At 69.8% G+C, this 23,307-nt stretch carries 27 protein-coding genes and 1 tRNA gene; 12 read left to right on the top strand and 16 right to left on the bottom strand.

The window, feature by feature from the left end; translation table 11 throughout:
- Positions 1-1,158: a lipid-A-disaccharide synthase gene (lpxB, locus tag HGN31_RS02560; RefSeq protein WP_168782236.1), complete on the top strand. Its 1,158-nt coding sequence runs from the start codon at positions 1-3 to the stop codon at positions 1,156-1,158.
- Positions 1,159-1,257: 99 nt separating this feature from the next.
- Here lpxB and HGN31_RS02555 read toward each other — a convergent pair whose 3' ends face one another.
- Both HGN31_RS02555 and HGN31_RS02550 read right to left on the bottom strand, forming a co-directional pair.
- The gene (locus HGN31_RS02555; RefSeq protein ID WP_036734071.1) at positions 1,258-1,605 is read right to left on the bottom strand and encodes a RidA family protein; all 348 of its coding nucleotides are present in this window, start codon (positions 1,603-1,605) and stop codon (positions 1,258-1,260) included.
- A 2-nt stretch (positions 1,606-1,607) separates the two neighbouring features.
- Entirely contained in the window at positions 1,608-2,363 is a 756-nt protein-coding gene (locus HGN31_RS02550; RefSeq protein ID WP_036703271.1) for a sulfite exporter TauE/SafE family protein, read from the bottom strand.
- A 268-nt stretch (positions 2,364-2,631) separates the two neighbouring features.
- Between HGN31_RS02550 and HGN31_RS02545 the strand changes: the two genes are divergently transcribed.
- From HGN31_RS02545 to HGN31_RS02535, 3 genes are all read left to right on the top strand, one after another.
- Positions 2,632-3,912 carry a cation:proton antiporter gene (locus tag HGN31_RS02545; protein ID WP_168782235.1) on the top strand — a complete coding sequence of 427 codons (1,281 nt, stop codon included), beginning with the start codon at positions 2,632-2,634 and terminating at the stop codon, positions 3,910-3,912.
- A gap of 47 nt (positions 3,913-3,959) precedes the next feature.
- Positions 3,960-4,382 carry a DUF1489 family protein gene (locus HGN31_RS02540; RefSeq protein WP_168782234.1) on the top strand — a complete coding sequence of 141 codons (423 nt, stop codon included), beginning with the start codon at positions 3,960-3,962 and terminating at the stop codon, positions 4,380-4,382.
- Between the two features lie 64 nt (positions 4,383-4,446).
- Positions 4,447-4,520 (top strand) — tRNA-Gly (locus HGN31_RS02535).
- 179 nt (positions 4,521-4,699) lie between these two features.
- Here HGN31_RS02535 and HGN31_RS02530 read toward each other — a convergent pair.
- Genes HGN31_RS02530 through HGN31_RS02520 form a run of 3 tightly spaced genes read right to left on the bottom strand, consistent with a single transcriptional unit; the run spans position 4,700 to position 6,765 of the window.
- The gene (locus HGN31_RS02530) at positions 4,700-5,317 is read right to left on the bottom strand and encodes a class I SAM-dependent methyltransferase (RefSeq protein WP_168782233.1); all 618 of its coding nucleotides are present in this window, start codon (positions 5,315-5,317) and stop codon (positions 4,700-4,702) included.
- Positions 5,318-6,040, bottom strand: a complete 723-nt coding sequence (locus HGN31_RS02525) for a CDP-alcohol phosphatidyltransferase family protein (RefSeq protein ID WP_244961109.1) — start codon at positions 6,038-6,040, stop codon at positions 5,318-5,320.
- A gap of 32 nt (positions 6,041-6,072) precedes the next feature.
- Positions 6,073-6,765, bottom strand: a complete 693-nt coding sequence (locus tag HGN31_RS02520; RefSeq protein ID WP_168782231.1) for a phosphatidylserine decarboxylase — start codon at positions 6,763-6,765, stop codon at positions 6,073-6,075.
- Between the two features lie 283 nt (positions 6,766-7,048).
- Here HGN31_RS02520 and HGN31_RS02515 point away from each other — a divergent pair, with 283 nt between their 5' ends.
- On the top strand, positions 7,049-8,098 hold the full coding sequence (locus HGN31_RS02515; RefSeq protein ID WP_168782230.1) for an AI-2E family transporter: 1,050 nt from the start codon (positions 7,049-7,051) through the stop codon (positions 8,096-8,098).
- A gap of 9 nt (positions 8,099-8,107) precedes the next feature.
- On the opposite strand, the gene HGN31_RS02510 is transcribed toward HGN31_RS02515, so the two are convergent.
- Complete coding sequence (locus tag HGN31_RS02510) at positions 8,108-9,007, bottom strand: alpha/beta hydrolase (RefSeq protein ID WP_168782229.1); 900 nt, start codon at positions 9,005-9,007, stop codon at positions 8,108-8,110.
- A gap of 122 nt (positions 9,008-9,129) precedes the next feature.
- Entirely contained in the window at positions 9,130-9,822 is a 693-nt protein-coding gene (locus HGN31_RS02505; protein WP_168782228.1) for a ZinT family metal-binding protein, read from the bottom strand.
- A gap of 142 nt (positions 9,823-9,964) precedes the next feature.
- Between HGN31_RS02505 and HGN31_RS02500 the strand changes: the two genes are divergently transcribed.
- The 3 genes from HGN31_RS02500 to HGN31_RS02490 all read left to right on the top strand — a co-directional run bounded on the left by HGN31_RS02500 (position 9,965) and on the right by HGN31_RS02490 (position 11,322).
- Positions 9,965-10,162: a DUF4169 family protein gene (locus HGN31_RS02500; RefSeq protein ID WP_168782227.1), complete on the top strand. Its 198-nt coding sequence runs from the start codon at positions 9,965-9,967 to the stop codon at positions 10,160-10,162.
- Entirely contained in the window at positions 10,152-10,448 is a 297-nt protein-coding gene (locus tag HGN31_RS02495; RefSeq protein ID WP_074826372.1) for a ribbon-helix-helix domain-containing protein, read from the top strand. The genes HGN31_RS02500 and HGN31_RS02495 overlap by 11 nt, the downstream gene beginning before the upstream one ends.
- A 127-nt stretch (positions 10,449-10,575) precedes the next feature.
- Positions 10,576-11,322: a YebC/PmpR family DNA-binding transcriptional regulator gene (locus HGN31_RS02490; protein WP_168782226.1), complete on the top strand. Its 747-nt coding sequence runs from the start codon at positions 10,576-10,578 to the stop codon at positions 11,320-11,322.
- A gap of 46 nt (positions 11,323-11,368) precedes the next feature.
- On the opposite strand, the gene HGN31_RS02485 is transcribed toward HGN31_RS02490, so the two are convergent.
- Positions 11,369-12,628: a SulP family inorganic anion transporter gene (locus HGN31_RS02485; protein WP_168782225.1), complete on the bottom strand. Its 1,260-nt coding sequence runs from the start codon at positions 12,626-12,628 to the stop codon at positions 11,369-11,371.
- Between the two features lie 49 nt (positions 12,629-12,677).
- Here HGN31_RS02485 and HGN31_RS02480 point away from each other — a divergent pair, with 49 nt between their 5' ends.
- Complete coding sequence (locus HGN31_RS02480; protein ID WP_168782224.1) at positions 12,678-13,298, top strand: LysE/ArgO family amino acid transporter; 621 nt, start codon at positions 12,678-12,680, stop codon at positions 13,296-13,298.
- A gap of 6 nt (positions 13,299-13,304) precedes the next feature.
- Here HGN31_RS02480 and HGN31_RS02475 read toward each other — a convergent pair whose 3' ends face one another.
- From HGN31_RS02475 to choX, 3 genes are all read right to left on the bottom strand, one after another.
- Positions 13,305-14,288 carry a quaternary amine ABC transporter ATP-binding protein gene (locus tag HGN31_RS02475; protein ID WP_244961189.1) on the bottom strand — a complete coding sequence of 328 codons (984 nt, stop codon included), beginning with the start codon at positions 14,286-14,288 and terminating at the stop codon, positions 13,305-13,307.
- Positions 14,289-14,440: 152 nt separating this feature from the next.
- Complete coding sequence (gene choW / locus HGN31_RS02470) at positions 14,441-15,295, bottom strand: choline ABC transporter permease subunit (RefSeq protein WP_036703254.1); 855 nt, start codon at positions 15,293-15,295, stop codon at positions 14,441-14,443.
- Positions 15,296-15,298: 3 nt separating this feature from the next.
- On the bottom strand, positions 15,299-16,279 hold the full coding sequence (gene choX, locus HGN31_RS02465) for a choline ABC transporter substrate-binding protein (protein WP_168782222.1): 981 nt from the start codon (positions 16,277-16,279) through the stop codon (positions 15,299-15,301).
- A 113-nt stretch (positions 16,280-16,392) separates the two neighbouring features.
- Between choX and betI the strand changes: the two genes are divergently transcribed.
- On the top strand, positions 16,393-16,962 hold the full coding sequence (betI, locus tag HGN31_RS02460; RefSeq protein WP_168782221.1) for a transcriptional regulator BetI: 570 nt from the start codon (positions 16,393-16,395) through the stop codon (positions 16,960-16,962).
- A 244-nt stretch (positions 16,963-17,206) separates the two neighbouring features.
- On the opposite strand, the gene HGN31_RS02455 is transcribed toward betI, so the two are convergent.
- The gene (locus tag HGN31_RS02455) at positions 17,207-18,235 is read right to left on the bottom strand and encodes a PD-(D/E)XK nuclease family protein (protein WP_168782220.1); all 1,029 of its coding nucleotides are present in this window, start codon (positions 18,233-18,235) and stop codon (positions 17,207-17,209) included.
- A gap of 511 nt (positions 18,236-18,746) precedes the next feature.
- Between HGN31_RS02455 and HGN31_RS16260 the strand changes: the two genes are divergently transcribed.
- A complete protein-coding gene (locus tag HGN31_RS16260; protein ID WP_211096324.1) occupies positions 18,747-18,947 on the top strand; it encodes an ABC transporter C-terminal domain-containing protein in 201 nt (66 codons plus the stop codon).
- Between the two features lie 103 nt (positions 18,948-19,050).
- On the opposite strand, the gene tnpC is transcribed toward HGN31_RS16260, so the two are convergent.
- The 3 genes from tnpC to tnpA are packed head-to-tail and all read right to left on the bottom strand — an operon-like array spanning position 19,051 to position 21,348.
- Positions 19,051-20,550 (bottom strand): IS66 family transposase, encoded by a 1,500-nt coding sequence (gene tnpC / locus HGN31_RS02445; protein WP_168781947.1) that lies wholly within the window; start codon positions 20,548-20,550, stop codon positions 19,051-19,053.
- Positions 20,551-20,608: 58 nt separating this feature from the next.
- Positions 20,609-20,956 carry an IS66 family insertion sequence element accessory protein TnpB gene (tnpB, locus tag HGN31_RS02440; protein WP_168782219.1) on the bottom strand — a complete coding sequence of 116 codons (348 nt, stop codon included), beginning with the start codon at positions 20,954-20,956 and terminating at the stop codon, positions 20,609-20,611.
- The gene (tnpA, locus tag HGN31_RS02435; protein ID WP_036712921.1) at positions 20,953-21,348 is read right to left on the bottom strand and encodes an IS66-like element accessory protein TnpA; all 396 of its coding nucleotides are present in this window, start codon (positions 21,346-21,348) and stop codon (positions 20,953-20,955) included. The genes tnpB and tnpA overlap by 4 nt, the downstream gene beginning before the upstream one ends.
- Positions 21,349-21,408: 60 nt before the next feature.
- On the opposite strand from tnpA, the gene HGN31_RS02430 reads away from it, so the two are divergent.
- A complete protein-coding gene (locus HGN31_RS02430; RefSeq protein ID WP_168782218.1) occupies positions 21,409-21,894 on the top strand; it encodes a restriction endonuclease subunit S in 486 nt (161 codons plus the stop codon).
- A 181-nt stretch (positions 21,895-22,075) separates the two neighbouring features.
- On the opposite strand, the gene HGN31_RS02425 is transcribed toward HGN31_RS02430, so the two are convergent.
- A protein-coding gene (locus HGN31_RS02425; protein WP_168781936.1) for an IS3 family transposase occupies positions 22,076-23,265 on the bottom strand; the annotation gives its coding sequence in 2 pieces (ribosomal slippage) (positions 22,076-23,013 and positions 23,013-23,265; 1,191 coding nt in all).
- Positions 23,266-23,307: the final 42 nt, after the last annotated feature.

The raw sequence follows: 23,307 nt of genomic DNA, 5'->3' as shown, positions 1-23,307 counted from the left end.
ATGCGCGCGTTCCTGATCGCGGGCGAGCCCTCTGGCGATGCGCTCGGCGCGGCGCTGCTCAACGGGCTGCGCCAGCTCGACCCGGACCTCTCCATCGCCGGTGTCGGCGGGCCGCTGATGGCGGCCGAGGGGCTCACGAGCCTGTTCCCGATGTCCGAACTGAGCGTCATGGGCCTCGTCGAGGTTCTGCCGAAATACCGCGCCCTCAAGCGCCGCATCGCCGAGACGGCCGAGGCGGCGCTGGCGTTCCGGCCCGACGTGCTCATCACCATCGACAGCCCGGATTTCTGCCTGCGCGTGGCACGGCGGGTGCGCGACGCGGCGCCCGGCATCCGCACCGTGCACTACGTGGCCCCCTCGGTCTGGGCCTGGCGTCCGGGCCGCGCCGAGCGCATGGCCGAGGTCATCGACCATGTGCTCGCCATCCTGCCGTTCGAGCCGCCGCTGATGCACGAGGCGGGGATGAGCTGCGATTTTGTCGGCCACCCGGTGGTGTCCCAGCCCCGCGCGACTCCCGCGGAGGCCGCGGCCTTCCGCGCCGCCCACGACATCGCCCCGGAGGCGCCGCTGGTGCTGTGCCTGCCCGGCTCGCGCCGGGGCGAGGTGGCGCGGCTCGGGGGGCGCTTCGACGAGGCGCTGATGCGGCTGCGCGACCGGGTGCCCGAGATCCGGGTGGTCCTGCCGACCGTGCCGGGGGTGGCCGACATGGTCGGCACGATGGCCAAGCGCTGGCCCTCGGCCCCGGTGGTGGTCGAGGATGCGGCCGCGAAGCGCGCGGCCTTTGCCGCCGCCGACCTGGCGCTCGCGGCGTCGGGCACGGTCAGCCTCGAGCTCGCGGCCAACGCGGTGCCGATGGTGATCGGCTACGACATGGCACCGCTCAGCCGGATGCTGGTCGGCTGGCTGCTCAGGACCGACACGGTGACGCTGGTGAATCTGGTGAGCGAGACGCGCGCGGTCCCCGAGTTCCTCGGCCGGCGCTGCCAGCCGGGGCCGATGGCCGCGGCGCTCGTCGGGCTGCTCGACGACGAGGCGATGCGCGGCGAACAGCTGGCCGCGATGGAGCTGACGATGGAGCGGCTGGGCCGGGGTGGAGAGCCGCCCGGCCTGCGGGCGGCTCGATCCGTGATCGGCGCGCTGGAACCGCGCGCCGCCTGAGTTTTACGGGATGGTCCGTCGGGGCGCCGACGGGTCCGCCTACAGGGCCGTTGAATGGCCCCCGGGTGGCCCGCATACGGGCCGCGCTAGTTGCCTCGCTTACAGCGCGGCGACGACGATCACCTCGACCTTGTAGTCGGGGGTGGCGAGCTTCGCCTCGCCGGTGGCGCGGGCCGGGGTGTGGCCCTGCGGCACCCACGCGTCCCAGACGGCGTTCATCTCGGCAAAGTCGGCCATGTCGGCCAGCCAGATCTGCGCCGACAGGATGCGGGTCTTGTCGGTCCCCGCCTCGGCCAGCAGGCGGTCCACCTGCGCCAGCACCTCGCGGGTCTGGTCGGTCACGCTCTCGCCCGGCTTGCCGACCTGCCCGGCCAGATAGACCGTGCCGTTGTGGACGACCGCCATGCTCATGCGGTTGCCGGTCTCGATGCGCTTGATGTCCGCCATGGTCATGCTCCGTTGATGAGGCGCCAGAAGAATACCGCCGTCATGCCGAACCCGACGACCGCGATCAACCCGCGCAGCACCCGGACGGGAATGCGGCGGGCGACGGGGGCGCCCAGGAACCCGCCGAGGATGGTGCCCACCGACATGGCGAGGCATTCCCACCAGACGATCTGCCCGCCGGCGGCGAAGATGGCGAAGCTGATGATGGCGAGCGCGAAGGACAGCCAGCTTTTCAGCCCGTTCATCGCGTGCAGGTCGGTCATGCCCCAAAGAGAGAACAGCGCCAGCAGCACGATCCCCAGCCCGCCGTTGAAGTAGCCCCCGTAGATCGCCACCGGCAGCATGGTCCCGGCGCCGAAGGCGGTCACCCCGCCGCGATACTGGCTGGCGATCTCGCGGATGCGGGGGCCGCCGAGGAACACCAGCGTGGCGGCAAGCAGCAGGAACGGCACGATGGCGGCGAAGGCCGTGTTGGACGAGACCAGCAGCAGCCCGGACCCCACCGCCCCCCCGAGCATGGTCCAGAGCGTCAGCCGCGTGACGAGCGCCCGGTCGATGCGGGCGATGTCGCGGCGAAAGCCGAGGGCCGCGGCGAGGTAGCCGGGCAGCGCCGCGACCGTCGTGGTCGCGTTGGCGGCGACGACGGGCACGCCGGTGAAGACGAGCGCCGGAAAGGTGATGAACGTCCCCCCGCCCGCAACGGCGTTCAGCATCCCGCCGAAGAAGCCGGCGACGAGCAGCAACAGGAACGTGGACATGATGGGCGGGGGCCTCGGGTCAGGGACGGGGTCGGTCGGCGGTCTGCCGGGGCCGCGGCGCAGACCATGCGCGGGGGCGTCGCCTGAGGCAAGCCGCCCCCCGCGGGTTTCCGGCAGCCGGAAGCGGCGCGCGCCGGGGGCGGCGCGACGGCCGCGCGCGCCCTGACCCGACGACACCGACCCCGGCCCGCGCACGGCTGCGCGAGGCTGTTGACAGCCCCCCGCGCCCCCCGCACTGATCGGCGGTACCCGACGCAAGGCACGGCGCATGATCGACCTGATCTATCCGCTGTTCCTGACCCTGTTCGGGGCCGGTATCCTCACGGCCGCACTGGTGCCGCCGATCGTCGCCCACTACCGGCTGCCGCGGGTGGTGACGCTGCCCATCGCCTGCGTGCTCGGCGGGATCGCCACCGGCTTCTTCCTCGACCTGCCGACCATCGACGTGCTCGACGGCGGTTCGATCATCACCCACGTCACCGAACTCGTCGTGCTGCTGTCGCTGACCGGCTGCGGTCTCAAGATCGACCGGCCGCTGGGGCTGACGAGCTGGGGGACGACGTGGCGGCTGCTCGGGATCACCATGATCCTCTGCATCGGCGCGATGACCCTGCTGGGCTGGGGGCTCATGGGCCTGCCGCTCGCCGCGGCGCTGCTGCTGGGGGCAGCGCTGGCGCCGACCGATCCGGTGCTGGCGGCCTCGGTCCAGGTCGGCCCGCCGGGCGAGGGCGACGGCGACGAGGCGCGCTTTGCGCTGACCTCCGAGGCGGGGCTGAACGACGGGCTCGCGTTCCCCTTCGTGCATCTGGCGCTGGCGGCCGCAGCGGCGATGGCGGTCGAGGGGCAGGTGACCGGTGACAATGGCCGCTTCACCGCCGAGGTGCTGCGCGACTGGGTCCTGCACGACGTGCTGTGGCGACTGGCCGCCGGGCTGGCGGTGGGGGTCGTCATCGGGCGGGTGACCGGCTGGCTGGCGTTCCGAGTCGCGCCCGCGGGCAGCGTCGCGGATGCCTTTCTCGCGCTCGGGCTGATGCTCGTGTCCTACGGGCTGGCCGAGTCGGTCGAGGGCTACGGCTTCCTGTCGGTCTTCGTCGCCGCGCTGGCGTTCCGCCGGGTCGAGGCGCGGCACGAGATCCACAGCGACCTGCATCATTTCGTCGAGCAGACCGAGATCATGGGGCTGATCGTGGTGATGTTCGTGCTCGGCATGGCCGTGGGGCAGGGGCTGCTCGCGCCCCTCGGCTGGGCCGGCGGAGTCGTCGCGGCGCTGTTCCTGCTGGTCGTGCGCCCGGTCGCGGGCTGGGTGGCGCTGACCGGGGCGGGGCTCTCGCCCGCCTCGCGCGCCGCGGTCAGCCTGCTCGGCATCCGCGGGGTGGGGTCGATCTACTACATGGCCTACGGCCTCGGGCACGCGCCGTTCTCGATCGAGACGGGGCGCCTGCTCTGGGCGGTGATGACGCTCATCATCCTCGTGTCGATCGTCTTCCACGGCTTTGCCGCGCCGCACATGATGTCGCGGCTGAAGGACCCGACCGAGCGGGTGAACTGACCGGCCCGACCCTGTTCACCGCCGCGGGCGGGGCCTATATGGCAGGCATGACCGCCCCCCTCCACATGATGAAGCTGTGCGTCGGCGCCGCGAACCCCGAGGTGCTCGAGCGCTGGCAGCGCGACCGCTTCGGCGGGGGCGCCGCCGAGCACGTGACCCGGATGCAGCCCAAGCGCGCCGACGAGCTGCTGGCCGGCGGCTCGCTCTACTGGGTGTTCAAGGGGACGATGCTGGCCCGGCAGCGGCTGATCGGGATCGAGCCGCGCACCGGCGCCGACGGCATCGCCCGCTGCGCGCTGATCCTCGACCCGGCGCTGGTCCGTGTGGCCGCGGTGCCCCGCCGCGCCTTCCAGGGCTGGCGCTACCTCGAGGCCGCCGACGCGCCCCCCGACCTGCCGGCGAGCCGCGCCGAGGAAACGGCGCTGCCGCCCCGGCTGGCGCGCGAGCTGGCGGCGATGGGTCTGCTCTGACGCCGCGCGTGGCCGCGCGTCGCCGCTTGACCCGGCCGCCGCCCCGCGCTATCGCAGGCCGCACGCGGGTGTAGCTCAATGGTAGAGCAGAAGCTTCCCAAGCTTACGACGAGGGTTCGATTCCCTTCACCCGCTCCAGACATCCCACGCCGGGTGTCGAAAGACCCTCTCGAGATCACTGTGATGACTGTCGGGCGCGCCGCATCGGGGCGTTGATCGGCTGTTCGTTCCGACGGACGGACCACGGGCCTTCACCCGCGGCGGCATCTGCCCGCTCCCGTCCTCGGTCGCCTGCGGATCACACCGGCGACCCGCGCTCAGGCCGCCTTCAGCAGCCGCAGCAGGGTCATCATCCCCGCCGGCGGCAGGGTGCATTCCTCGACCAGCCTCAGGCTCGGCTCGCCCAGCACCCGGGCGCGGTCGAAGTCCGAGTGCCAGCCGAGCAGGTTGGCGAGCGGCGCGGCCAACCGCTCGGCTCGGGCCAGCAGGCCCGTGTCGCGGGCGAAATGGTTGACGATGACCACGCTGCCGCCGGGGCGCAGCACCCGGGCGATCTCGGACATCACCTTCTCCGGCTCGGGCACGACCGAGATCACGTGCATGGCCGCGACGTGGTCGAAACTCGCGTCGGGAAACTCCAGCGCGCGGGCGTCCATGCGGCGCAGCGCGGTGACGCGGTCCAGCCCTTCGGCCTCGACCTTGGCGCGGGCCTTCTCGAGCATCTCGGCGCTGTAATCGACGCCGGTCACGCTGACGTTTGGGCCGTAGAGCGGCAGTGCCAGCCCGGTGCCCACCCCGACCTCGAGGACCGACCCGCCGAGCTTGCTCAGCAGCGCCGTGGCCCGGCGGCGGCCGACGCCGGTGAGGGCGCCGAAGGTTCGGTCGTAGATCGGCGCCCAGCGGGCATAGGACTTCTCGACGGCGTGAAGATCCATTCAGCGCTCCTTTGCAGGGGACGATTGGCGATGACGGTTCCACGTCCACGCCAAGAGCAGCAGATAGGCAGTGTCCAGCAGGACCAGCGTCAGCCAGGTATAGGTCAGCAGCGCCGCGCCCAGAGCGAGCCCGCCGAGCAGGATCAGCCGCGCCTGATCCGGCCGCACCCGCACCGAGGGGATCGCGGGGGTCGGCAGCCGGCTGACCATCAGCGCGGCGACCGCGATCATCCACAACCCGCACACGGCCGCGTGCAGCCCCGCCCCGGGGATCAGCAGGGCCACGAAGATCGGCAGCAGCACCAGCATCGCCCCCGCCGGCGAGGGCACCCCGGTGAAGCTCTTCTTGGGCTTCGGTGCGGCCGCAGCCTCGCGGCTGCTGATGTTGAACCGGGCCAGCCGCAACGCGCAGGCCGAGGCATAGAGCAGCGCGGCGATCCATGCGAAGCCTCCGGCCCCGCCCTGCGCCCACAGATGCAAGACCAGCGCCGGCGTCACCCCGAAGTTCACGAAATCGCACAGCGAATCGAGCTCGGCCCCCATGGCGCTTTCGCTGCGCAGCGTCCGGGCGAGGCGCCCGTCCACCCCGTCCAGAACCGCGGCGAGCAGGATCAGCAGCACCGCGCGGTCGAATTGCCCCAGCACGGCAAAGCGGATCGCCGTCATCCCGGCACACAGCCCCGCGAGCGTCAGCGCATTGGGCAGAAGCTGCGTCAGGGACAATCGCGTCGGTCGTTCCCTGTGCCTGAGCATGGTCAGTCGATCGCGGCAGCACGCGCTGCCCCTGGCCGGCCCAACTCGGCGATCACGGTCTCACCCGCCACCATCGTCTGTCCCACCGCGACCAGGGGCGCGACGCCGGGCGGCAGGTAGACATCGAGCCGCGAGCCGAAGCGGATCAGCCCGAAGCGCTCGCCGGTCCTCAGGCTGTCGCCCTCGCGCGACCAGCACAGGATCCGCCGCGCCACCAGCCCCGCGATCTGGACCACGGCGAGTTGCCGCCCGTCCGCCAGTTCGAGGCAGAGCGCATTGCGCTCGTTCTGGTCGCTGGCCTTGTCGAGCGAGGCGTTGAAGAACTTCCCCGGCCGATAGGCGACCGCCGCCACCCGCCCCGCGACGGGGGCGCGGTTCACATGGCAGTTGAAGACGGACATGAAGACGCTGACGCGGGTCAGCGCCACCGGCGCCATCCCCAGCTCCGCCGGGGGCACCGCCGGCTCGATCAGCGAGACGACGCCATCGGCCGGGCTGACGACCAGCCCCTCGCCCTGGGGCACGGCGCGCGGCGGATCGCGGAAGAAGTAGTAGCACCAGATCGTCAGGCCGACCCCAAGCCAGCCGAGCGGCGCCCAGACGAGGAACAGCACCAGCGTGACGGCGGCGAAGATGCCGACGAACCGATAGCCCTCGGGATGCATCGGCTTGAGAAAGGTGCCCCACATGGTCATGCGTCGGCGTTCCCCTTCCCTCGTGCCTTCCGATCCCGGTCCGGGCGTCAATAACAGTGCGGGACTCGGGGGTCAAACCGAGGGGGCGGCCGTGGGTCCGTTAAAGACCCGGTCCGGGGCGTGTTCGCGGCATTTGCTCACCGGCTGGGCACCACCGATCCTCGCGCGCCTGCCCCGTGACGCCGCGGTGTCTTGGGCCGCGGCCGCTTGCCCGGCCCCGCGGGTTCCCCCATTCTGCCGCGCGACGGGGCAGCGGCCCTTTGCACATGAGGGGCGCTGCGCCATGACCGACCGCTTCACCGACCGCTTCACCGATTGGGATTTCGCCCGCCGCACCCTCATCGTGATCGCGCTCGGCGCCGCGGCGCTGCTGCTGTGGCGGCTGTCCTATGTCGCGGTGCTGATCTTTGCCGCGGTGCTGGTGGGCGTGCTGATCTCGGCCGCCGGGCGGCGCCTCGCCGGGTGGACGGGGCTGCGCTACACATGGGCGGTGGTGATCGCCGCGCTGGGCACCATAGGGCTGATGGGCCTCTTCATCTGGCTCGTCTGGGGCCAGCTCTACCAGCAGATCGCCGCCGTGCTGGGCGCGCTGCCCGATACCATCGACGCGGTGGCGGGGACGCTGGGGATGCCCATCGAGCTCGACCCGGGAAAGATGGTGGACCAGCTCGCGCCCGACCTGATCGACCCCGGCATGATGGGCAACGTGGCGCGCTACGGCATCAACGCCTTTTCGTCGGTCATCGAGCTCTTGCTGGTGATCGGCGCGGGGGTGTTCTTCGCGCTCGACCCGGCGCTCTACCGGCGCGGGACGCTGCTGCTGTTCCCGGCGGCCCAGCGGGCCGGTGTCGGCAAGGCGATGGACTCGATCGCCCAGGCGCTGAGCGGCTGGTTCGTCGGCCAGCTGATCGTGATGGTCGCGGTCGGGGCGATGTCCTTTGCCGCCTACTCGCTGATCGGCCTGCCCTCGGCCACGGCGCTCGCGGTCATCGCGGGGGTGCTGAACTTCGTCCCCATGCTCGGCCCGTTCCTCGCCGGGGCCATCGCGGTGCTGACCGCGGTGCCGGTCGGGCTCGAGACGATCCTCTGGACCCTCGCCGCCGCCATCGCCATCCAGGAGATCGAGAGCCTCGTCCTCGTCCCGCGCGTCCAGCAGTGGACGGTGCAGGTGCCCGCGGTGGTGGTGATCTTCTCGCTCGCGGTGTTCGGGACGCTGTTCGGGGTCATCGGCGTGCTGTTGGCCGTGCCGCTGGCGCTCACGGTGCTGGTCGCGGTGCAGGAGCTGTGGCTCAAGGACACGCTGGGCGAGCAGGTCGAGGTCGCGGGGGCCTGACGGGCTGCCTCAGCGCGGGTTGCCCGCATCGAGGAACCCGAACACCGCGCGGCGCGTCGCCTCGCGCGCCTCGGGCACCAGCCTGAGCGGGGACAGGGCCGAGCGTTCCGCCTGATCGAAGCCGTGGTCGATGCCCGGCAGCTCGATCACCCGGATGTCGGCGCCGCGGCGGCGCAGCGCCTCGGCCATCGCCTGGCAGTCGGGGGTGCTGATCACCCGGTCCTCGCTGCCCAGCACCATCAGGATCGGCGGTGCCGCCGACCAGTCGCCGGCCTCGGCGCCATTCAGCGCCCCGCAATAGGGATAGAGCAGCACCACCCGGTCGATCCGCCGCGCGAGGTCGGCGGGCGGGGCCGGCCACGCCGTCAGGCCGGGCGGGGCGTCGCCGGTCGCGAGCTGCGCCATGAGCTCCATCACCGTCCAGCCGCCGTGCGAGGCGCCGAGCAGCGTCACGCTCGCGGCCCGCGTCGCGGCCAGAGCCACGGCGACGTCGCCGGCCCGCTCCGCCCCCGGCAGGATTTGCCCGGCGCAGACCAGCCGCCACAGGTCGAACTCGCCCAGCCCGCGCGGGCCGTGACTGTCCACCACCAGCGCCGGGCGCCCGGCGCCGGCCAGCACCGCGCCCCAGTAACCCATGTTGTCGTGCGGCCCGTCGCAGCCGGACATCAGCAGGGCCGCGGCGCCTTCGACCGGGGGTGAGGGAGCGGCATCGGTGCCGACCATCCGCCAGAAGGGTTCGAGCAGCGCCCGGCGTTCGGCCGGCGTGTCGTCGGTGATGGCGATCCCGGCCTTGTTGCGCAGCGTGTTCGTGCTGGCCAGCACCACCAGCAGCACCAGCGCCGCCCCGAGCAGGGCGACGAGCCGGCGGGCCCGGCCCGGCCGTCGGCGGTCCTGCGAGGGTTCCTTCATGCGTCCCGTCCTGCGTCCCCGTGGTCACCGCCTCAATCTAGGCGCGCAGGGCCGCGGGCCAAGCCGCGACGCGGCGGCGCGGGGGGGCAGGGCGCCCGGCGGAAGGGGCGCCCTGCGTGGCGTCAGTGGGCGAGCATCGCCTCGACGATCTCGGCCGGGGTCATCGCGGCGGGGTAGTAGGTGGGCCAGTTGGTCAGCTCGGCCAGCACCGTGGCGCGGTCGTCGCCCCAGTAGAGGTGGAAGTGGTCCGCCGCCTCGGGCGCGATCCGGTGGTCGCTGAACTGGATGAACCCCGGCGCCGCCGCGTCGCCCCCGGTCTTGCGGAAGCTGTAGCGCACCCCGCGGTTGCCCTTGGCATAGGTCAGCGTCTCGTGCCCGTCGTCGGCATAGACGCCCGTCACGTCGCCGCCCTTGCGGTGAAAGGTCACGCGGTCGCCATCGATGGTCAGCCGGTCCACGTCGGTCCTGTAGCCGGTGTCGTAGTAGGCCTTGTACCCCTCTTTCGTCTTGTCGCCATGCGCCGCCTTGTCGGCCATCACCGGGTCGAGCGTCCCGTCCGCCAGCAGCGGATGCACCGACTGCCATTCACCCGCCCAGTCCGCGAGCGTCCGCGCCTTGATCTGGTCGTCGTCGAAGTGGCCGGCATAGATCTTGGCCGCAGCCGGGTCCTTGGCGTGGTCATGGGCGTGATCGTGGCTGTGCGCCGGCTTGCTTTCGGCAACCGCCGCGAGCGGGGACAGCGCGACGCCGCTGAGCGCCGCGACGAGCGCCAGGGCGCCGAGGCGCGCGTGCAGGCGAGGGGAGGGGTGGGGCATGGATCGGTCTCCAGTTGATGTAATAATATAACATTACGGAAACGGCCGCCCTCCCGCAACCCGCTTTCGTCCGGCGCGTGACCGGCGCCGCGAAACTGGCTATGCTGCGCGCGCGCCGGTCGGGCGCACATCGCGGGGACGCATGGCCGAGATCACCAACCTCAACCGCTATCGCAAGGCGCAGGCGCGGGCCGACGCCCGGCGCCAGGCCGACGCCAACGCCGCGCGCTTCGGCCGGTCCAAGGCCGAGCGCGAGGCCGAGGCCGCCCGGCTGGACCGCGCCAGCCGCACGCTCGACCAGCACCGGATCGCGCCCGAGGGGGATGCGGATGACCGCTGACCCGCTCGCCCTGCCGCCGATGACCGCGCCGCTCAAGCGCTCGGTCGCCATCGAGGGGCATCGCACCAGCGTCAGCCTCGAGGATGCGTTCTGGCGCGGGCTCGGCGCGGTGGCGGCGGCGCAGGGCACCACAAGGGCCGGGCTGATCGCGCTGATCGATGCGGGGCGCCCGCCCGAGGTGGGGCTCGCCACCGCCATCCGACTGTTCGTGCTCGACGCCGCGCAGCGCGCCGGCAGCCGGGCCGGGGCCGTGGCCCCGCTTGCGGGGCAGGGCGGCGGCGACTAGAACCCGCTGCACCCGGGGGGCTGGCCCGGCGGCGCCCGCCCAAGGCTGTGGCCGGGCCGTCGCAGCCCCGCCGCATCCCCCTTCCGGCGCCCCGCAGGGCGGCGCCGCCGCACAAAGGACGCACCCCATGGCAGGCCATTCCAAATGGGCCAACATCCAGCACCGCAAGGGCAAGCAGGACAAGCTGCGCGCCAAGCTCTTCTCGCGGCTCTCGAAGGAAATCACCGTCGCGGCGAAGATGGGCGACCCGGACCCCGACAAGAACCCGCGCCTGCGGCTGGCGGTGAAAGAGGCCAAGTCGAACTCGATGCCCAAGGACGTGATCGACCGTGCGATCAAGAAATCGCAGGGCGGTGACGCCGAGAACTACGAGGAAATCCGCTACGAGGGCTACGGCCCGAACGGCATCGCCATCATCGTCGAGGCGATGACCGACAACCGCAACCGCACCGCCTCGAACGTGCGGTCGTATTTCACCAAGAACGGCGGCGATCTGGGCCAGACCGGCTCGGTCAGCTTCATGTTCGACCGGGTGGGCGAGATCATGTATCCCGCGAGCGCCGGCGACGCCGACACGGTGATGATGGCGGCGCTCGAGGCCGGGGCCGAGGACGTCGAATCCGACGACGAGGGCCACTGGATCTACTGCGCCGACACCGACCTGAACGAGGTCGCGGCGGCGCTCGAGGCGAGCCTTGGCGAATCCGAGACCGCCAAGCTGATCTGGAAGCCGCAGGCCCCGACCGAGGTCGGCGATCTGGACCACGCGCAGAAGCTGATGAAGCTGATCGACACGCTCGAGGATGACGACGACGTGCAGACCGTCACCGCCAACTTCGACCTGACCGAGGCGGTCGCGGCGCAGCTCGACTGACCTTCGCGGCCGCGCCTGCCCGTCCGGGCGGGCGCGCCGCCACCGCTCAATGCGCGGGCGGCGTCCAGTCCGAGGGCACGTCGCGCCGCGCCAGCCGCAGCGCGAGGCCCGCCCCGACGCCGACGCCGATGGCGATGGTCAGGTCGGCCAGCACCGTCAGCCCCAGCGTCAGCAGCAACAGCCCCTGGTCGCCGCGCCGCAGCGCCAGCCGGTGCCGCCATTTGGCCGGCTCGGTCATGTTCCAGGCGGTGAGCAGCAAGAGCCCCGCCAGCGCCGGCATGGCGAGCGCCCCGGCCAGCGGTGCGGCGACCATCATCACGACGAGGATCACCAGCGCGTGCACCAGCCCCGCGACCGGGGTGCGGCCTCCGGCCTTGACGTTGGTGGCCGTGCGCGCGATCGCCCCGGTCGCGGGCAGGCCGCCCATCAGCGCCGAGCCGATGTTGGCCCAGCCCTGCGCCATCAGCTCGGCGTTCGGGCGGTGGCGGCCGCCGATCATCCGGTCCGCGACCAGCGCCGAGAGAAGCGACTCGATCCCGGCGAGGAACGCGATGATCAGCGCCGAGGGCAGCAGCTCGACCACCCGCGCATAGCTCATCTCGGGCAGCGCCGGCCTCGGCAGGTGGTCGGGCAGGGCGCCGAAGCGCGAGCCGATGCTGTCCACCCCGAGCCCCAGCGCGAGCGCCAGCGCCGAGGTCGCCCCGACCGCCACGATCAGCCCCGGAAACCGCGGAAAGGCGCGCCGCAGCAGCACGATCAGCGCCATGGTCCCGACCGTGACCCCCAGCGCCGCCGGGTCGATCTGCCCGCGCGCGGCCCAGATCGCGCCGAGCTTGGGCAGGAACTCGGCCGGGACATGGGCGAGGTGCAGCCCCAGCGCGTCGGGCAGCTGGCTTGCCGCGATGATGATGCCGATGCCGATGGTGAAGCCGTCGATCACCGGCTCGGGCACCAGCGCGATCAGCCGCCCGGCCCGCAGCGCCCCGGCTGCGACCAGCACCACGCCGGCCATCAGCGTGGCGAGGATCAGCCCGTCCTGCCCGTGCGCCGCGACGACGCCTGCCACCACGACGATGAAGGCCCCGGTCGGCCCGCCGATCTGCACCCGGCTGCCGCCGAGGGCCGAGATCAGGAACCCGCCGACGATGGCCGTGACCAGCCCCACCCCCGGCGGCACCCCCGAGGCGATGGCGATGGCGAGGCTCAGCGGGATCGCCACCATCGCCACGGTGACGCCCGCCACCGCATCGGCCAGGAAATCCGCGCCGCGATAGCCGGGCAGGGTGGACAGGATCTTGGGCTTCATGGGACATCCTTCCTCCGGGCCAGCTAAGGCGGCGGAAGGGACAGTTTCAATGGCATTTCAAGAGGCCGCGGCGGGGTCGTTTGCCGCAGGGCTGGGCACGGGGCTGTCCCTGATCGTGGCGATCGGGGCGCAGAACGCCTTTGTCCTCAAGCAGGGCCTGCTGCGCCGGCACGTGTTCGCGGTCTGCCTGTTCTGCGCGCTCTCGGACGCGGCGCTGATCGCGGCCGGGGTGGCCGGGGCGGGCGCGCTGGCGGCGCGGGCGCCGTGGTTCCTGTCGGCGATGCGTTGGGGCGGGGCCGCGTTCCTCATCTGGTACGGGCTGCGCTCGGCGCGGGCCGCGTGGCGGGGCGGCGAGGCGCTGGCGCCCGAGGGCTCCGTGCCGCCCTCGCTGGCGGCAACGCTCGCCACCATCGCGGCGCTGACCTGGCTCAACCCGCACGTCTGGCTCGACACGGTCGTGCTGCTCGGCGCGGTCAGCGCCCAGTCGCCCGACCGCATGGCGTTCGCGGCGGGGGCGATGACCGGGTCGGTGCTGTTCTTCTTCTCGCTCGGCTACGGGGCGCGGCTGCTTGCGCCGGTGTTCGCCCGGCCCGCGGCGTGGCGGGTGCTCGACGCCGCCGTGGCGCTGGTCATGTGGGCCATCGCCGCGACGCTGATCCTCGGCGGCTAGCCCCGCTCAGCCGCGCGGCGCCGACAGCCGCGCCAGCACGCCGGTGCAGGTCACCCGCCCGCCGCCCGTGACCGGCAGCCCCTCGGCCCCCGCGGGCAGCTTCGCCAGCGCCGCCATCACCTCGCGCACCGGCATGGTCTGGGGCAGCGGCACCCCCGGCGCCTCGCCCGGCTCGACCAGATCGGCGGCGGTCAGCACCACCAGCGGATCCATGTGGGCCACGAAATCGGCCACATAGTCGCTCGCCGGGGCATTGATGATCTGCCGCGCGGTGCCGGTCTGGACGATCCGGCCCCCCTCCATCAGCGTGATCCGGTTGCCGAGCTTGAACGCCTCGTCGAGGTCGTGGCTCACGAACAGGATCGTCCGCCGGGTCCGCGCCTGCAGCTCAAGAAGGTCGTCCTGCAACCGCGTGCGGATCAGCGGATCGAGGGCCGAGAAGGGCTCGTCCATCAGCAGGATCGGGGCGCTGGTGGCGAACGCGCGGGCGAGGCCCACGCGCTGCTGCATCCCGCCCGAGAGATCCCCCACCCGCCGCTCGGCCCAGTCGGCAAGCCCCACCGTCTCAAGCTCTTCGTCCACCCGCGCCCGGCGCTGGCGGCGCGACTGCCCGGCCAGCTCGAGCCCCAGCCCGACGTTCTCGCGCACCGTGCGCCACGGCAGCAGGCCGAACTGCTGGAACACCATCGCCACATGGCGCAGCCGCAGCTCACGCAGCGTCTCGCGGTCGGCGTGGGTCACGCTGACGAGCTCGCTCCCCATCCGCACCCGGCAGTCGCCGCGCACGACGGGGGTGAGCCCGTTGACCGCCCGCAGCAGCGTCGACTTGCCCGACCCCGAGAGGCCCATGAGGACGAGGATCTCGCCCTCGGCCACCTCAAGCGAGCAGTCGTGGACGCCCAGCACCTGGCCGGTCGCATCCCGGATCTCGTTCCGGTCGCGCCCGGCGTCGGCCAGCGGCAGGGCGCTGGCCGGGCGGTCGCCGAACATGATCGACAACTTGTCGAAGGCCACCGCCACCGGCGCGGCCGCAGGACGCGGGGCGGGGCCTGTGGGCCGCGCACCCGGCCGCAGCCCTTGGGCGCGGGCGGGCAGGGGGGTGGACGGGATGGCCGCCGCGGCGTCGAGCGTCTGTCTCTGCATCACGGGCGTTTCCTCCGCATGGCGAACATCCGGTCGAGGATGATCGCCACCACGACGATCACGAACCCGGATTCGAAACCCAGCGCCGTGTTGACGCTGTTCAGGGCCCGCACCACCGGCACCCCCAGCCCCGAGGCGCCGACCAGCGCCGCGATGACCACCATGGACAACGACAGCATGATCGTCTGGTTCAACCCGGCCATGATCTGCGGCAGGGCGCTCGGCAGCTCGACCTTCCACAGAAGCTGGCGGGGGGTGGCGCCGAAGGCGCGTGCCGCCTCGACCAGCGCGGGCGGGGTGGTCGAGACGCCGAGCCAGGTCAGCCGGATCGGGGCGGGCAGGACGAAGATGACCGTGGCGATCAGCCCCGGCACCATGCCGATGCCGAAGAACACGATCGCCGGGATCAGATAGACGAAGGTTGGCAGCGTCTGCATCAGGTCCAAGAGCGGCTGGACATAGCGGTAGAGTCGCGGCCGGTGCGCCAGCGCGATCCCCGCCGGCACGCCGACCGCCATGCACACCACGCAGGCCGACAGCACCAGCGTCAGCGACTGCATGGTGGCGTCCCAGTAGCCTTGGTTGAGGATGAAGAGGAACCCCACCGCGACCCACAGGCAGGTCCGCCAGCTGCGCCGCAGCCCCCAGGCGATGGCCACCGCGATGGCAGTGAAGACCAGCGGATGCGGCAGCTCGAGGATCGTCTGGATGCCGGCGATCAGCCGGTCGAGCGCCAGCGCCACCGCGTCGAAGAGGGGGCTCGCATGGGCCTTGAGCCAGTCGAACCCGAGCTTCGCCGACCGCCCGACCGGCAGCTTGTGGTCCGTCAGAAGGGCGGTCAGCGGCTCGAGCATCGATCAGTCCCCGAGCTTGTCCGACAGCGCCGCAACCGCGTCGCCGCCATCGGCGGTGGTGACCCCCGCGACCCACGCCTTGGCGGTGTCGGGATGGGCGCGCAGCCAGGTCTCGGCGGCTTTGGCGGGCTCGGCGGCGTCGTTCAGGATCGCGCCCATGATCTCGTTCTCCATCTCGAGCGTGAACTCGAGGTTCTGGAGGAACCGGCCCACGTTCGGGCATTCGGTGACGTAGCCCGCGCGGGTCGTGGTCCGCACCTCGGCGCCGCCGAGGTTCGGCCCGAAGATGTCGTCGCCGCCGGCGAGGTAGGTCAGCGCGAACTGGGTGTTCATCGGATGCGGCTCCCACCCGAGGAACACCACCGGCTCACCGGATGCATCGGCGCGGGCGACCTGCGCCAGCATCCCCTGTTCCGAGCTTTCCACGATCTCGAAGGTGCCGAGGCCGAACTTGTCCTGCGCCACCATGTCGAGCAGCAGGCGGTTGCCGTCGTTGCCCGGCTCGATGCCGTAGATCTTGCCGGCGAGCTGGTCCTTGTAGGCGGCGATCGCGGCGAAGTCGGTGATCCCCAGATCGGCGCCGGCCTTGTTGGTGGTGAGCGTATACTTCGCCCCGGTCAGGTTGGTGCGAACCGTGTCGACGGTCTTGCTGTCGGTGTAGGGCTTCAGATCCGCCTCCATCGACGGGTGCCAGTAGCCGAGGAACACGTCGAGATCGTCGGTGGAGAGGGCCGAGAAGGTGACGGGCACGGACAGCACCTTGACCTCGGGCTGATAGCCGAGCGCGCCCAGCACCGTCGTGGCCAGCGCGGTCGTCGCGGTGATGTCGGTCCAGCCCACGTCCGAGAAGCGCACGGCCTTGCAGGAGGCCGGCTCGGCGGCGGCGGCCGGCGCCGGGGCAGCCGGAGTCTGGGCGGCGAGGGGCTGCGCGGCAAGCGGCAGCGCCGCGGCGGCCAGCACGAGGAAGGTGGAACGGAGGGTCATCGCCTGTTGGTCCTTTTCGTCTTGGCCGGGCGGGCCGCGTTTTTATTGATTGACGAGTCAATCAAGGACGCGGTATCCCCTCGGCGCGGAGTGATTCTGCCGAGGGGCCAGTTATGCCCAAAATCGGGGCCGAGGCCAGCCGGAAGGCGGCGCTCGTCGATGCGGCCATTGCGGCAGTCGGCCGATCCGGCACCGGTGACGTGACGGTCGCCGCCATTGCCCGCGAAGCGGGGATGTCGCCCGCGCTCGCCCACCACTACTTCGGCTCGAAGACCCAGATGCTGACCGCAGCGATGCGTCACATCCTCGCGACCTACGGCGCCAAGGTCCGCGCCGCACTCGCCGAGGCCCCGCTGGACGCGCGGGCCGAGGCGATCGTCGCGGCGAGCCTGTCGGCCGATCACTTCGACCACGACACCATCGCCGCCTGGCTGAACTTCTACCCTCTCGCCGTGACCGAGCCCGAGGCCGCGCGGCTGCTGGCGATCTATCACCGCCGGCTGCGGACCAACCTGACCCACGCCCTGCGCCCCCGCGCGGGCGCCGACGCCCCGCGCCTGGCCGAGACGCTCGGGGCGCTGATCGACGGGGTGTATCTGCGCGCCGTGGTGGACGCCCGCGGCCCGAGCCCCGACGACGCGCACGCCATGGTGCGCCGCTGGCTCGACGATGCGCTGCGGTGACGGGCGAGCCCGGATGGGTGTTCGAGTTAGAGAGAAGCGGGGCCGGGGCTTCTTTCTGGCCCAAGTACCCTAACGTCCTCTCTACCTGAGCGAGCGCTTGAGATGCTGCTAATGCTGGATAGTTTTAGACCGGACTGATCAGCTCCCGCCGGATCATTGAGCGGTGGGTCGGCGGCGATCCAGTCACGGTCCGTCGCATCGAGATCTTCAGCCTATTTCCCCACTGGTCGTCTTTGCGCCACGGTCAAGGCTGGCTAAGCGAGGCGTTAACACGATCCTCCGCACGCCGGAGGTTTTGAAGGCTGGACGTGTAGTCGAGACGCCCGTCCGCGGTTCTCACCAGCCAATCGTCCCACGTCGCGACGGTCATCGAGGTGCCGGCCCGGAAACGACGGCGGTTGACAAGCCGGGGCATGCCCATCCGTTCACCGGCCGTGTTGAGTCTTGCCAGCCAGCTGTCCAAGATCTTTCGGTGGTCGACGGGGCGGTTCACCTCGATCTTGAAACACAGCGGCCCTTGCTCGATCTGCAGGTAGGGCGTGTGGTTTCCCCAAGGGCGGCGATGCCACCAGGCCCCCATGAAACCGCCGCTGGCATTGGCGACATAGCCCCAGTGGAGGCCTTCCACTTCCCTCTGGAGTTGCATGTAGAAGCCGCGCCAAGCGTCGCCGGTCCATTCAGTGACGGGCTTGTGCCGGAACGACTGCACCGCGTCCTCCCGGCGCTGCAGGTGCCGCAGGAAGTCGGCGTAGATGTCGCTGGCGGCTCCGTCGCGTTGGCCCGCCTCGAGAACTTCCAGAAGTTTGGCGCGAAGATAGGTCTTGTAGCCCAGCTTGCGCGCAGCGTCGTAGCTCGACTGGTCGCCCGTCTTGAGCAGGATAGGAAGAACCTTGCGCTCTGGGCATTTTGCCTTCGCAAACGACAGAGAGCGCTCCAATTGGTTGCTGTGCTCGGATGTATCTGTCTTGTCCTCGATCAGCACGAGGAGGTCGTCGTTGACGCGACAGGTCAGGTCGATCCGCCCTTCTTGGGCGCGCACCTCGACCCTGGGCGCCTCCAAAGGTCCGAGCCCATGCTCTGCCAGGAGCGAGTTGAGGAAGCGTAGGCCGGCGCGGTGCAGTGCCGGGTCCATCCCAGCGCATGCGTGATCGGCCCATTCGAGTAGCCAACCGAGCACCGCGTCTTGCGACAGCTCACCCGGCGCGAAGCGGAACAGGCTCGGTCGGATGTCGGTGGTGGGCGATGGCGCTGATGGAGATGCGTGCAGACTCATGATCTGTCCCTGATAGGGGAGTGTGTGGTGGGTTCGACGTCGCATCCGCGCATCCCAAAAAATAGATGGTTCTGGTTAAAAACCGACAAACGAGCAGATTGTGGGCGCTATGCAATAAAACGGACATCTTCAAGTTGCCTCCCGAAAAAAGTTGTCTGCCGAGAAAAAAGATTGGCTGGATTAGCGCCTCGAAAAGGGTTTGTCCTCCGGCGCTGTGTCATAGATGCTGCCTTGGGTTGTCCGTCCCCTCACCTAAGACAGCCGGAACCCTGATGATCGACGCCATCATATATTACTTTAGCCGCGCCAGCGAACCCGAGGCCTCCGAACTCGCCCTGCCCTCCTCATGCCGCACGTCCGTCCTTAACCTAGAGCCCGGCGATCTTCTCGCGCCGGGCGCCGGTATATGCGGCGATAAGCGGCAGCCAGTAGTGCGTCGCGCGTAATCACACTGCCCGGCACCCGTAGGCGCCCTTCAGAATTGCAGCCATGCCAGGTCGGAGGCGAGAAGATGGGGCGCACCTCGTCCGGCGAGAATGACAGCCGCTTGTCGCGGGCCTGGGCACCGTCGCGGTCGCGCAGCATGGTCAGGTCGATTGATGCGGCCCGGCATTTCTATGTCTACAAGCCACCGCGTGATCTGGACGAGATCGAAGGCGAGATCGAAACGCTGGAAGGCGAAATCGCAGAGTTGCTGGAAGGGCTTGCTTAATGGCCGCGATCACCTCAGCGGTGCAAGGCTTCGATCTGCCCGACACATGGCGTCGAAAGCGGATCAAGTATGTCGCGACATACGTAAGCGTCCGGCCTGACCGCTACCCGTTCCATCGCCATGGGAGCAGATCGTCGACCTTTGTGATCTTGTAGTCGGGGATGCGGGCCAGGGTATCAGCGAGCCAGGCGAGTGGATCGACGGCGTTGAGCTTGGCTGTCCCGATGAGGGTGTAGGCGATGGCGGCGGCCTTTCCGCCTGCTTCCGAGCCGACGAAGAGGTAGTTCTTGCGGCCGAGGGCAACGGCGCGCATGCCGCGTTCGGCGGCGTTGTTGTCGAGTTCGAGAATGCCGTGGTCGAGGTAGGGGCGCAGACGCTGCATGCGGGTCAGGGCGTAGCGGATGGCGGCGGCTAGCGGGGATTTGCCTGAGATCGTGGTGAGTTGCATCGCCAGCCACGCCTCCAGCTCGTCGAAGACGGGGGCGGCATGGGCCTGTCGCAGTTCGGCACGGCGATCAGGCGGAGCGCCACGGGCCTCCTTCTCCACGGCATAGAGCCGGGCGATCCGAGTTATGGCCTCTTGGGCTATCGGAGAGCCCTGGGATCGGTGGATGTCGACGAACTTGCGCCGGACATGGGCCATGCAGGCGACCTCGCGGATGGCGCCTGAGCGGTAGAGGTCTTCAAACCCGGCATAGCCGTCGGCGTGCATCCAGCCGCGATAGCGGGCGAGGTGATCCTTGGGGTGCTGGCCTTTGCGGTCGCCCGAGAAGCGATACCAGGCAGCGGGCGGCGCGGAGCCGCCCCAAGGGCGTTCGTCACGGGCATAAGTCCAGAGCCGGGCGGTGCGGGTCTTGCCGGTGCCCGGGGCGAGCATGCTGACCGGCGTGTCGTCGGCGAAGATCGCCTCGGCCGACAGGACATGGCGACCGATGGCGTCAGCGAGGGGTTCAAGCAAGGCAGTGGATTTGCCGACCCAGTCGGCCAGCGTCGAGCGATCCAGATCGAGCCCCTCACGATCGAAGATCTGGCTCTGGCGATAGAGCGGCAAGTGATCTGCATACTTGCTGACCAGCACATGGGCCAGCAGACCCGGCCCCGGGCGGCCACGCTCGATGGGGCGAGAGGGCAGCGGGGCCTGGACGAACCGTTCGCAGCAGGTGCAGGTCAGGCGCGGCCGGACGATCCGGTTCACGATAAACCGGCTGGGAACATACTCCAACTCCTCGGTGACATCCTCCCCGATCCGGCGCAGACGGCCTCCGCAATCGGCGCAAGCCTCGGCACCGGGGCCGAGTTCGACCTCCATCCGTGGGATATGATCCGGGATCGGGCGGCGCTTGGGTTTGTCCTTCTCCTCGATGTCCGGCAGTCGCATCCGGGCGGTCATCGCGGCAGCAGCGATCTCGCTGCTCTCCAGCGCCAGTTGAAGCTGTTCTGCCGTCTCCGACGATGCCCCGAACCGGTGGGCGCGGTGCCCTGCCAACTGGTGCCGCAGCTTCTCGATCAGGATCGCCTGGGCCTTCACCTCGGCCAAGAGCCGCGCGGTGAAGCTGCGCAGCTCCTCTGGGTCTTCCGGCAGGGCCAGGGTCTGATCGAGCATGCGGGAAGTTTATCCCACGGGATTCCTTGTGGGAATCATTGATTACAGGTCCTGTGGACTATCCCGCCGCCAGAGGCCGCCACGTCCGTTCCGGGGCCCGCCAGTCAATCCCCTCCAGCAGCATCGACAACTGCGCAGGCGTCAGTGCCACCTTCCCCTCCTTGGCCGAGGGCCAGACGAACCGGCCCTTCTCCAGCCGCTTCATGAACATGCAGGCCCCTTGGCCGTCCCACCAGATGACCTTGACCAGATCACCCCGGCGGCCCCGGAAGACAAAAAGATGCCCGCCGAATGGGTTCTGCTTCAGCACAGCCTCGGCCTGCGCCGCCAAGGCTGCAAAGCCCTTGCGCATGTCCGTCACCCCGGCGGCCAACCAGACCCGCGTGTTCGCCGGAACCGGGATCATACCGTGAGCCCCCGGATCAGCCGCGCGAGCGCCCCAGGATCGTAGTTGCCACTGATGCGCATCCGATGCCCGCCCGCGAGCTCGATCTCGATGCAACTGTCGGCGGCAGGTCCTGCCGGGGCAGACCTGGGCTCCGCGACAATCTCTACCGGCAGAAAGCGCGCCTGTTCTGGCAGGGGCGGAGCCGAGGCGGGGTCCGGCGCATAACGGGGATCGCGCAGCCACTTGAAGATCAGGTTCGCGTTTACCGCGTAGCGCCGGGCAACCTGGGCCACGGAAACACCCGGCGCAGCCGTCTGGAAGCAGATCGACCGCTTCTCCTCGTCCGTCCAGAGCCGCTTCGTCCGACGCGCCACGACATCACCATAGTGTCCACTATCGATGGTGGACACTATCCGCCCCTCTCACCCCGCGGCAGGGCGGCCAGGACGGACGCTTACCGACATACAACGATGAAGCGCTTTCTGACGATACAGACGAGTTCAAGCACATCGAAAAAATCGAGATTTCTGGCGTCTCGCTCGTGGGGGGGCGTCGAAAGCACTTCTGAGCTTCAGTTTCATGCCGCTCCTTCGCGAGCGCGGCGCGTGGTTCGAAGCGGCGATACGCTTGTTTCGACTGTTCAGACCTACCTCAAGGCCATCGCGACTGTGCCGCAGGCCCCGGACAACCTGATTGCGTCAACCGGGTTCTGTGTGATCCGCCCTTGTGAAGAGATTGACGCTGCGTTCCTCGGCTGGGTCATGAGATCGGAACCCCTCGTCGGGGAGATCGTCGCGCGGTCTGTCGGGGTGAGCTACCCGGCGACGAACGCCAGCGAAGTCGTGAAGCTGGAAGTTCCACTTCCCGACCTCGACACCCAGCGGCGGATTGCGGCGTATCTGGCTGACAAGACGGCGCGGATTGATGCGCTGATTGAAAAGAACGGGCGCTGCTAGACCGTCTGGCCTAGAAACGCCAAGCCCTCAGCACCCGCGCCGTCACCCGCGGCCTGAACGCCACCACCCCCGTGAAAGACAGCGGCATCGACTGGCTTGGCAAGGTCCTGATGCATTGGGAGTTGAAGTCGGTCAAGCAGGTCGCCAAGCTGCAAAGCGGGCATGACCTGCCACTGAACTTTCATCCAACGGCGACCTGAGCCCGGTTTTTGTTTACGCCTGTTGGCGCGGGTTGAGCAATCGCCCGGCGCGCGGAGCTTTCATCTCGCGCAGCGGGGCGGGCGATTGCGGGGTTCAGGTTCGCGGCAAACCCTACAGGGGTCTGGTAGCCCAAGGCCGAGTGGGGCCTTTCGGTGTTGTAATCCGTGACCCAGGCAGCGATCAGGTCACGGGCATGGGCGATGTTGCGGAACAGGGCCTCGTTCAGAAGCTCGTCCCGCATCCTGCCGTTGAAGCTTTCGACGAACCCGTTCTGCATCGGCTTGCCCGGCGCAATGTAATGCCATTCGACCTTGTGCTCGGCGCACCACTTCAGGATCGCGTTCGATGTCAGCTCTGTCCCGTTATCGCTGACAATCATTCCAGGCCTGCCGCGGCGTTCGATCAGCGCCGTCAGTTCCCGAGCCACGCGGCGGCCCGAAATCGAGGTGTCCGGGATCGCCGCCAGACATTCGCGGGTGACGTCGTCAACCACGTTCAGCACCCGGAAGCGCCGCCCGCAGGCGAACTGGTCATGGACGAAGTCCAGCGACCACCGTGCATTGGCTCGTGTCTCGATCAGGATCGGTGCCCTCGTTCCGAGGGCCTTGCGGCGCGCTTTGCGTTTACGCACGGTTAAGCCCTCTTCTCGGTAAAGCCGATAGATGCGGTTGATCCCGGATGGCTCTCCCTCGCGCCTGAGCAGCACGAACAGCCGCCGGTAGCCGAACCTGCGCCGCTCGTTGGCCAGATCCCGCAACCGCCCGCGCAGCGCCGTGTCCGGCGCTCGCTGGGACTGGTAGCGCACCATCGTCCGGTCCGCCCCGGCAATCTGGCACGCCCGCCGCTCCGACAGCCCGAGATGGGCCTTCAGGTGCGCGACAGCCTCGCGCTTCACGGCGGGCGTTACCACTTTTTTGACAGCAGTTCTTTCATCGCAGCCATGTCGAGCATCTGGTCAGCCAGCAAGCGCTTCAGCCTGGCGTTCTCGTCCTCGAGTGCCTTCAGCCGCTTCGCCTCCGACACCGTCATCCCGCCATACTTCGCCTTCCAAGCGTAAAATGTGCCTTCCGACATGCCGTGCTTGCGGCACAGATCTGCGCACTTCGCGCCGGCATCATGCTCCTGAAGGATACCGATAATCTGTTCCTCGGTCCGTCGTGCCTTCTTCATCTTCGTCCGTCCTCTCGTTGGGCCGGACTCTAGTCACAGATG

This window comes from Paracoccus sanguinis, assembly GCF_012689545.1.
GTDB classification, from domain to species: Bacteria; Pseudomonadota; Alphaproteobacteria; order Rhodobacterales; family Rhodobacteraceae; genus Paracoccus; species Paracoccus panacisoli.
This window is presented reverse-complemented; position numbering and strand designations above follow the sequence as displayed.

Excerpts from the sequence above, each read along its gene's own strand:
- lpxB (WP_168782236.1), top strand. The coding sequence starts at position 1 with ATGCGCGCGTTCCTGATCGCGGGCGAGCCCTCTGGCGATGCGCTCGGC.
- HGN31_RS02555 (WP_036734071.1), bottom strand. The coding sequence starts at position 1,605 with ATGGCGGACATCAAGCGCATCGAGACCGGCAACCGCATGAGCATGGCG.
- HGN31_RS02550 (WP_036703271.1), bottom strand. The coding sequence starts at position 2,363 with ATGTCCACGTTCCTGTTGCTGCTCGTCGCCGGCTTCTTCGGCGGGATG.
- HGN31_RS02545 (WP_168782235.1), top strand. The coding sequence starts at position 2,632 with ATGATCGACCTGATCTATCCGCTGTTCCTGACCCTGTTCGGGGCCGGT.
- HGN31_RS02540 (WP_168782234.1), top strand. The coding sequence starts at position 3,960 with ATGACCGCCCCCCTCCACATGATGAAGCTGTGCGTCGGCGCCGCGAAC.
- HGN31_RS02530 (WP_168782233.1), bottom strand. The coding sequence starts at position 5,317 with ATGGATCTTCACGCCGTCGAGAAGTCCTATGCCCGCTGGGCGCCGATC.
- HGN31_RS02520 (WP_168782231.1), bottom strand. The coding sequence starts at position 6,765 with ATGACCATGTGGGGCACCTTTCTCAAGCCGATGCATCCCGAGGGCTAT.
- HGN31_RS02515 (WP_168782230.1), top strand. The coding sequence starts at position 7,049 with ATGACCGACCGCTTCACCGACCGCTTCACCGATTGGGATTTCGCCCGC.
- HGN31_RS02510 (WP_168782229.1), bottom strand. The coding sequence starts at position 9,007 with ATGAAGGAACCCTCGCAGGACCGCCGACGGCCGGGCCGGGCCCGCCGG.
- HGN31_RS02505 (WP_168782228.1), bottom strand. The coding sequence starts at position 9,822 with ATGCCCCACCCCTCCCCTCGCCTGCACGCGCGCCTCGGCGCCCTGGCG.
- HGN31_RS02500 (WP_168782227.1), top strand. The coding sequence starts at position 9,965 with ATGGCCGAGATCACCAACCTCAACCGCTATCGCAAGGCGCAGGCGCGG.
- HGN31_RS02495 (WP_074826372.1), top strand. The coding sequence starts at position 10,152 with ATGACCGCTGACCCGCTCGCCCTGCCGCCGATGACCGCGCCGCTCAAG.
- HGN31_RS02490 (WP_168782226.1), top strand. The coding sequence starts at position 10,576 with ATGGCAGGCCATTCCAAATGGGCCAACATCCAGCACCGCAAGGGCAAG.
- HGN31_RS02485 (WP_168782225.1), bottom strand. The coding sequence starts at position 12,628 with ATGAAGCCCAAGATCCTGTCCACCCTGCCCGGCTATCGCGGCGCGGAT.
- HGN31_RS02480 (WP_168782224.1), top strand. The coding sequence starts at position 12,678 with ATGGCATTTCAAGAGGCCGCGGCGGGGTCGTTTGCCGCAGGGCTGGGC.
- HGN31_RS02475 (WP_244961189.1), bottom strand. The coding sequence starts at position 14,288 with ATGTTCGGCGACCGCCCGGCCAGCGCCCTGCCGCTGGCCGACGCCGGG.
- choW (WP_036703254.1), bottom strand. The coding sequence starts at position 15,295 with ATGCTCGAGCCGCTGACCGCCCTTCTGACGGACCACAAGCTGCCGGTC.
- choX (WP_168782222.1), bottom strand. The coding sequence starts at position 16,279 with ATGACCCTCCGTTCCACCTTCCTCGTGCTGGCCGCCGCGGCGCTGCCG.
- betI (WP_168782221.1), top strand. The coding sequence starts at position 16,393 with ATGCCCAAAATCGGGGCCGAGGCCAGCCGGAAGGCGGCGCTCGTCGAT.
- HGN31_RS02455 (WP_168782220.1), bottom strand. The coding sequence starts at position 18,235 with ATGAGTCTGCACGCATCTCCATCAGCGCCATCGCCCACCACCGACATC.
- HGN31_RS16260 (WP_211096324.1), top strand. The coding sequence starts at position 18,747 with ATGGGGCGCACCTCGTCCGGCGAGAATGACAGCCGCTTGTCGCGGGCC.
- tnpC (WP_168781947.1), bottom strand. The coding sequence starts at position 20,550 with ATGCTCGATCAGACCCTGGCCCTGCCGGAAGACCCAGAGGAGCTGCGC.
- tnpB (WP_168782219.1), bottom strand. The coding sequence starts at position 20,956 with ATGATCCCGGTTCCGGCGAACACGCGGGTCTGGTTGGCCGCCGGGGTG.
- HGN31_RS02430 (WP_168782218.1), top strand. The coding sequence starts at position 21,409 with ATGAAGCGCTTTCTGACGATACAGACGAGTTCAAGCACATCGAAAAAA.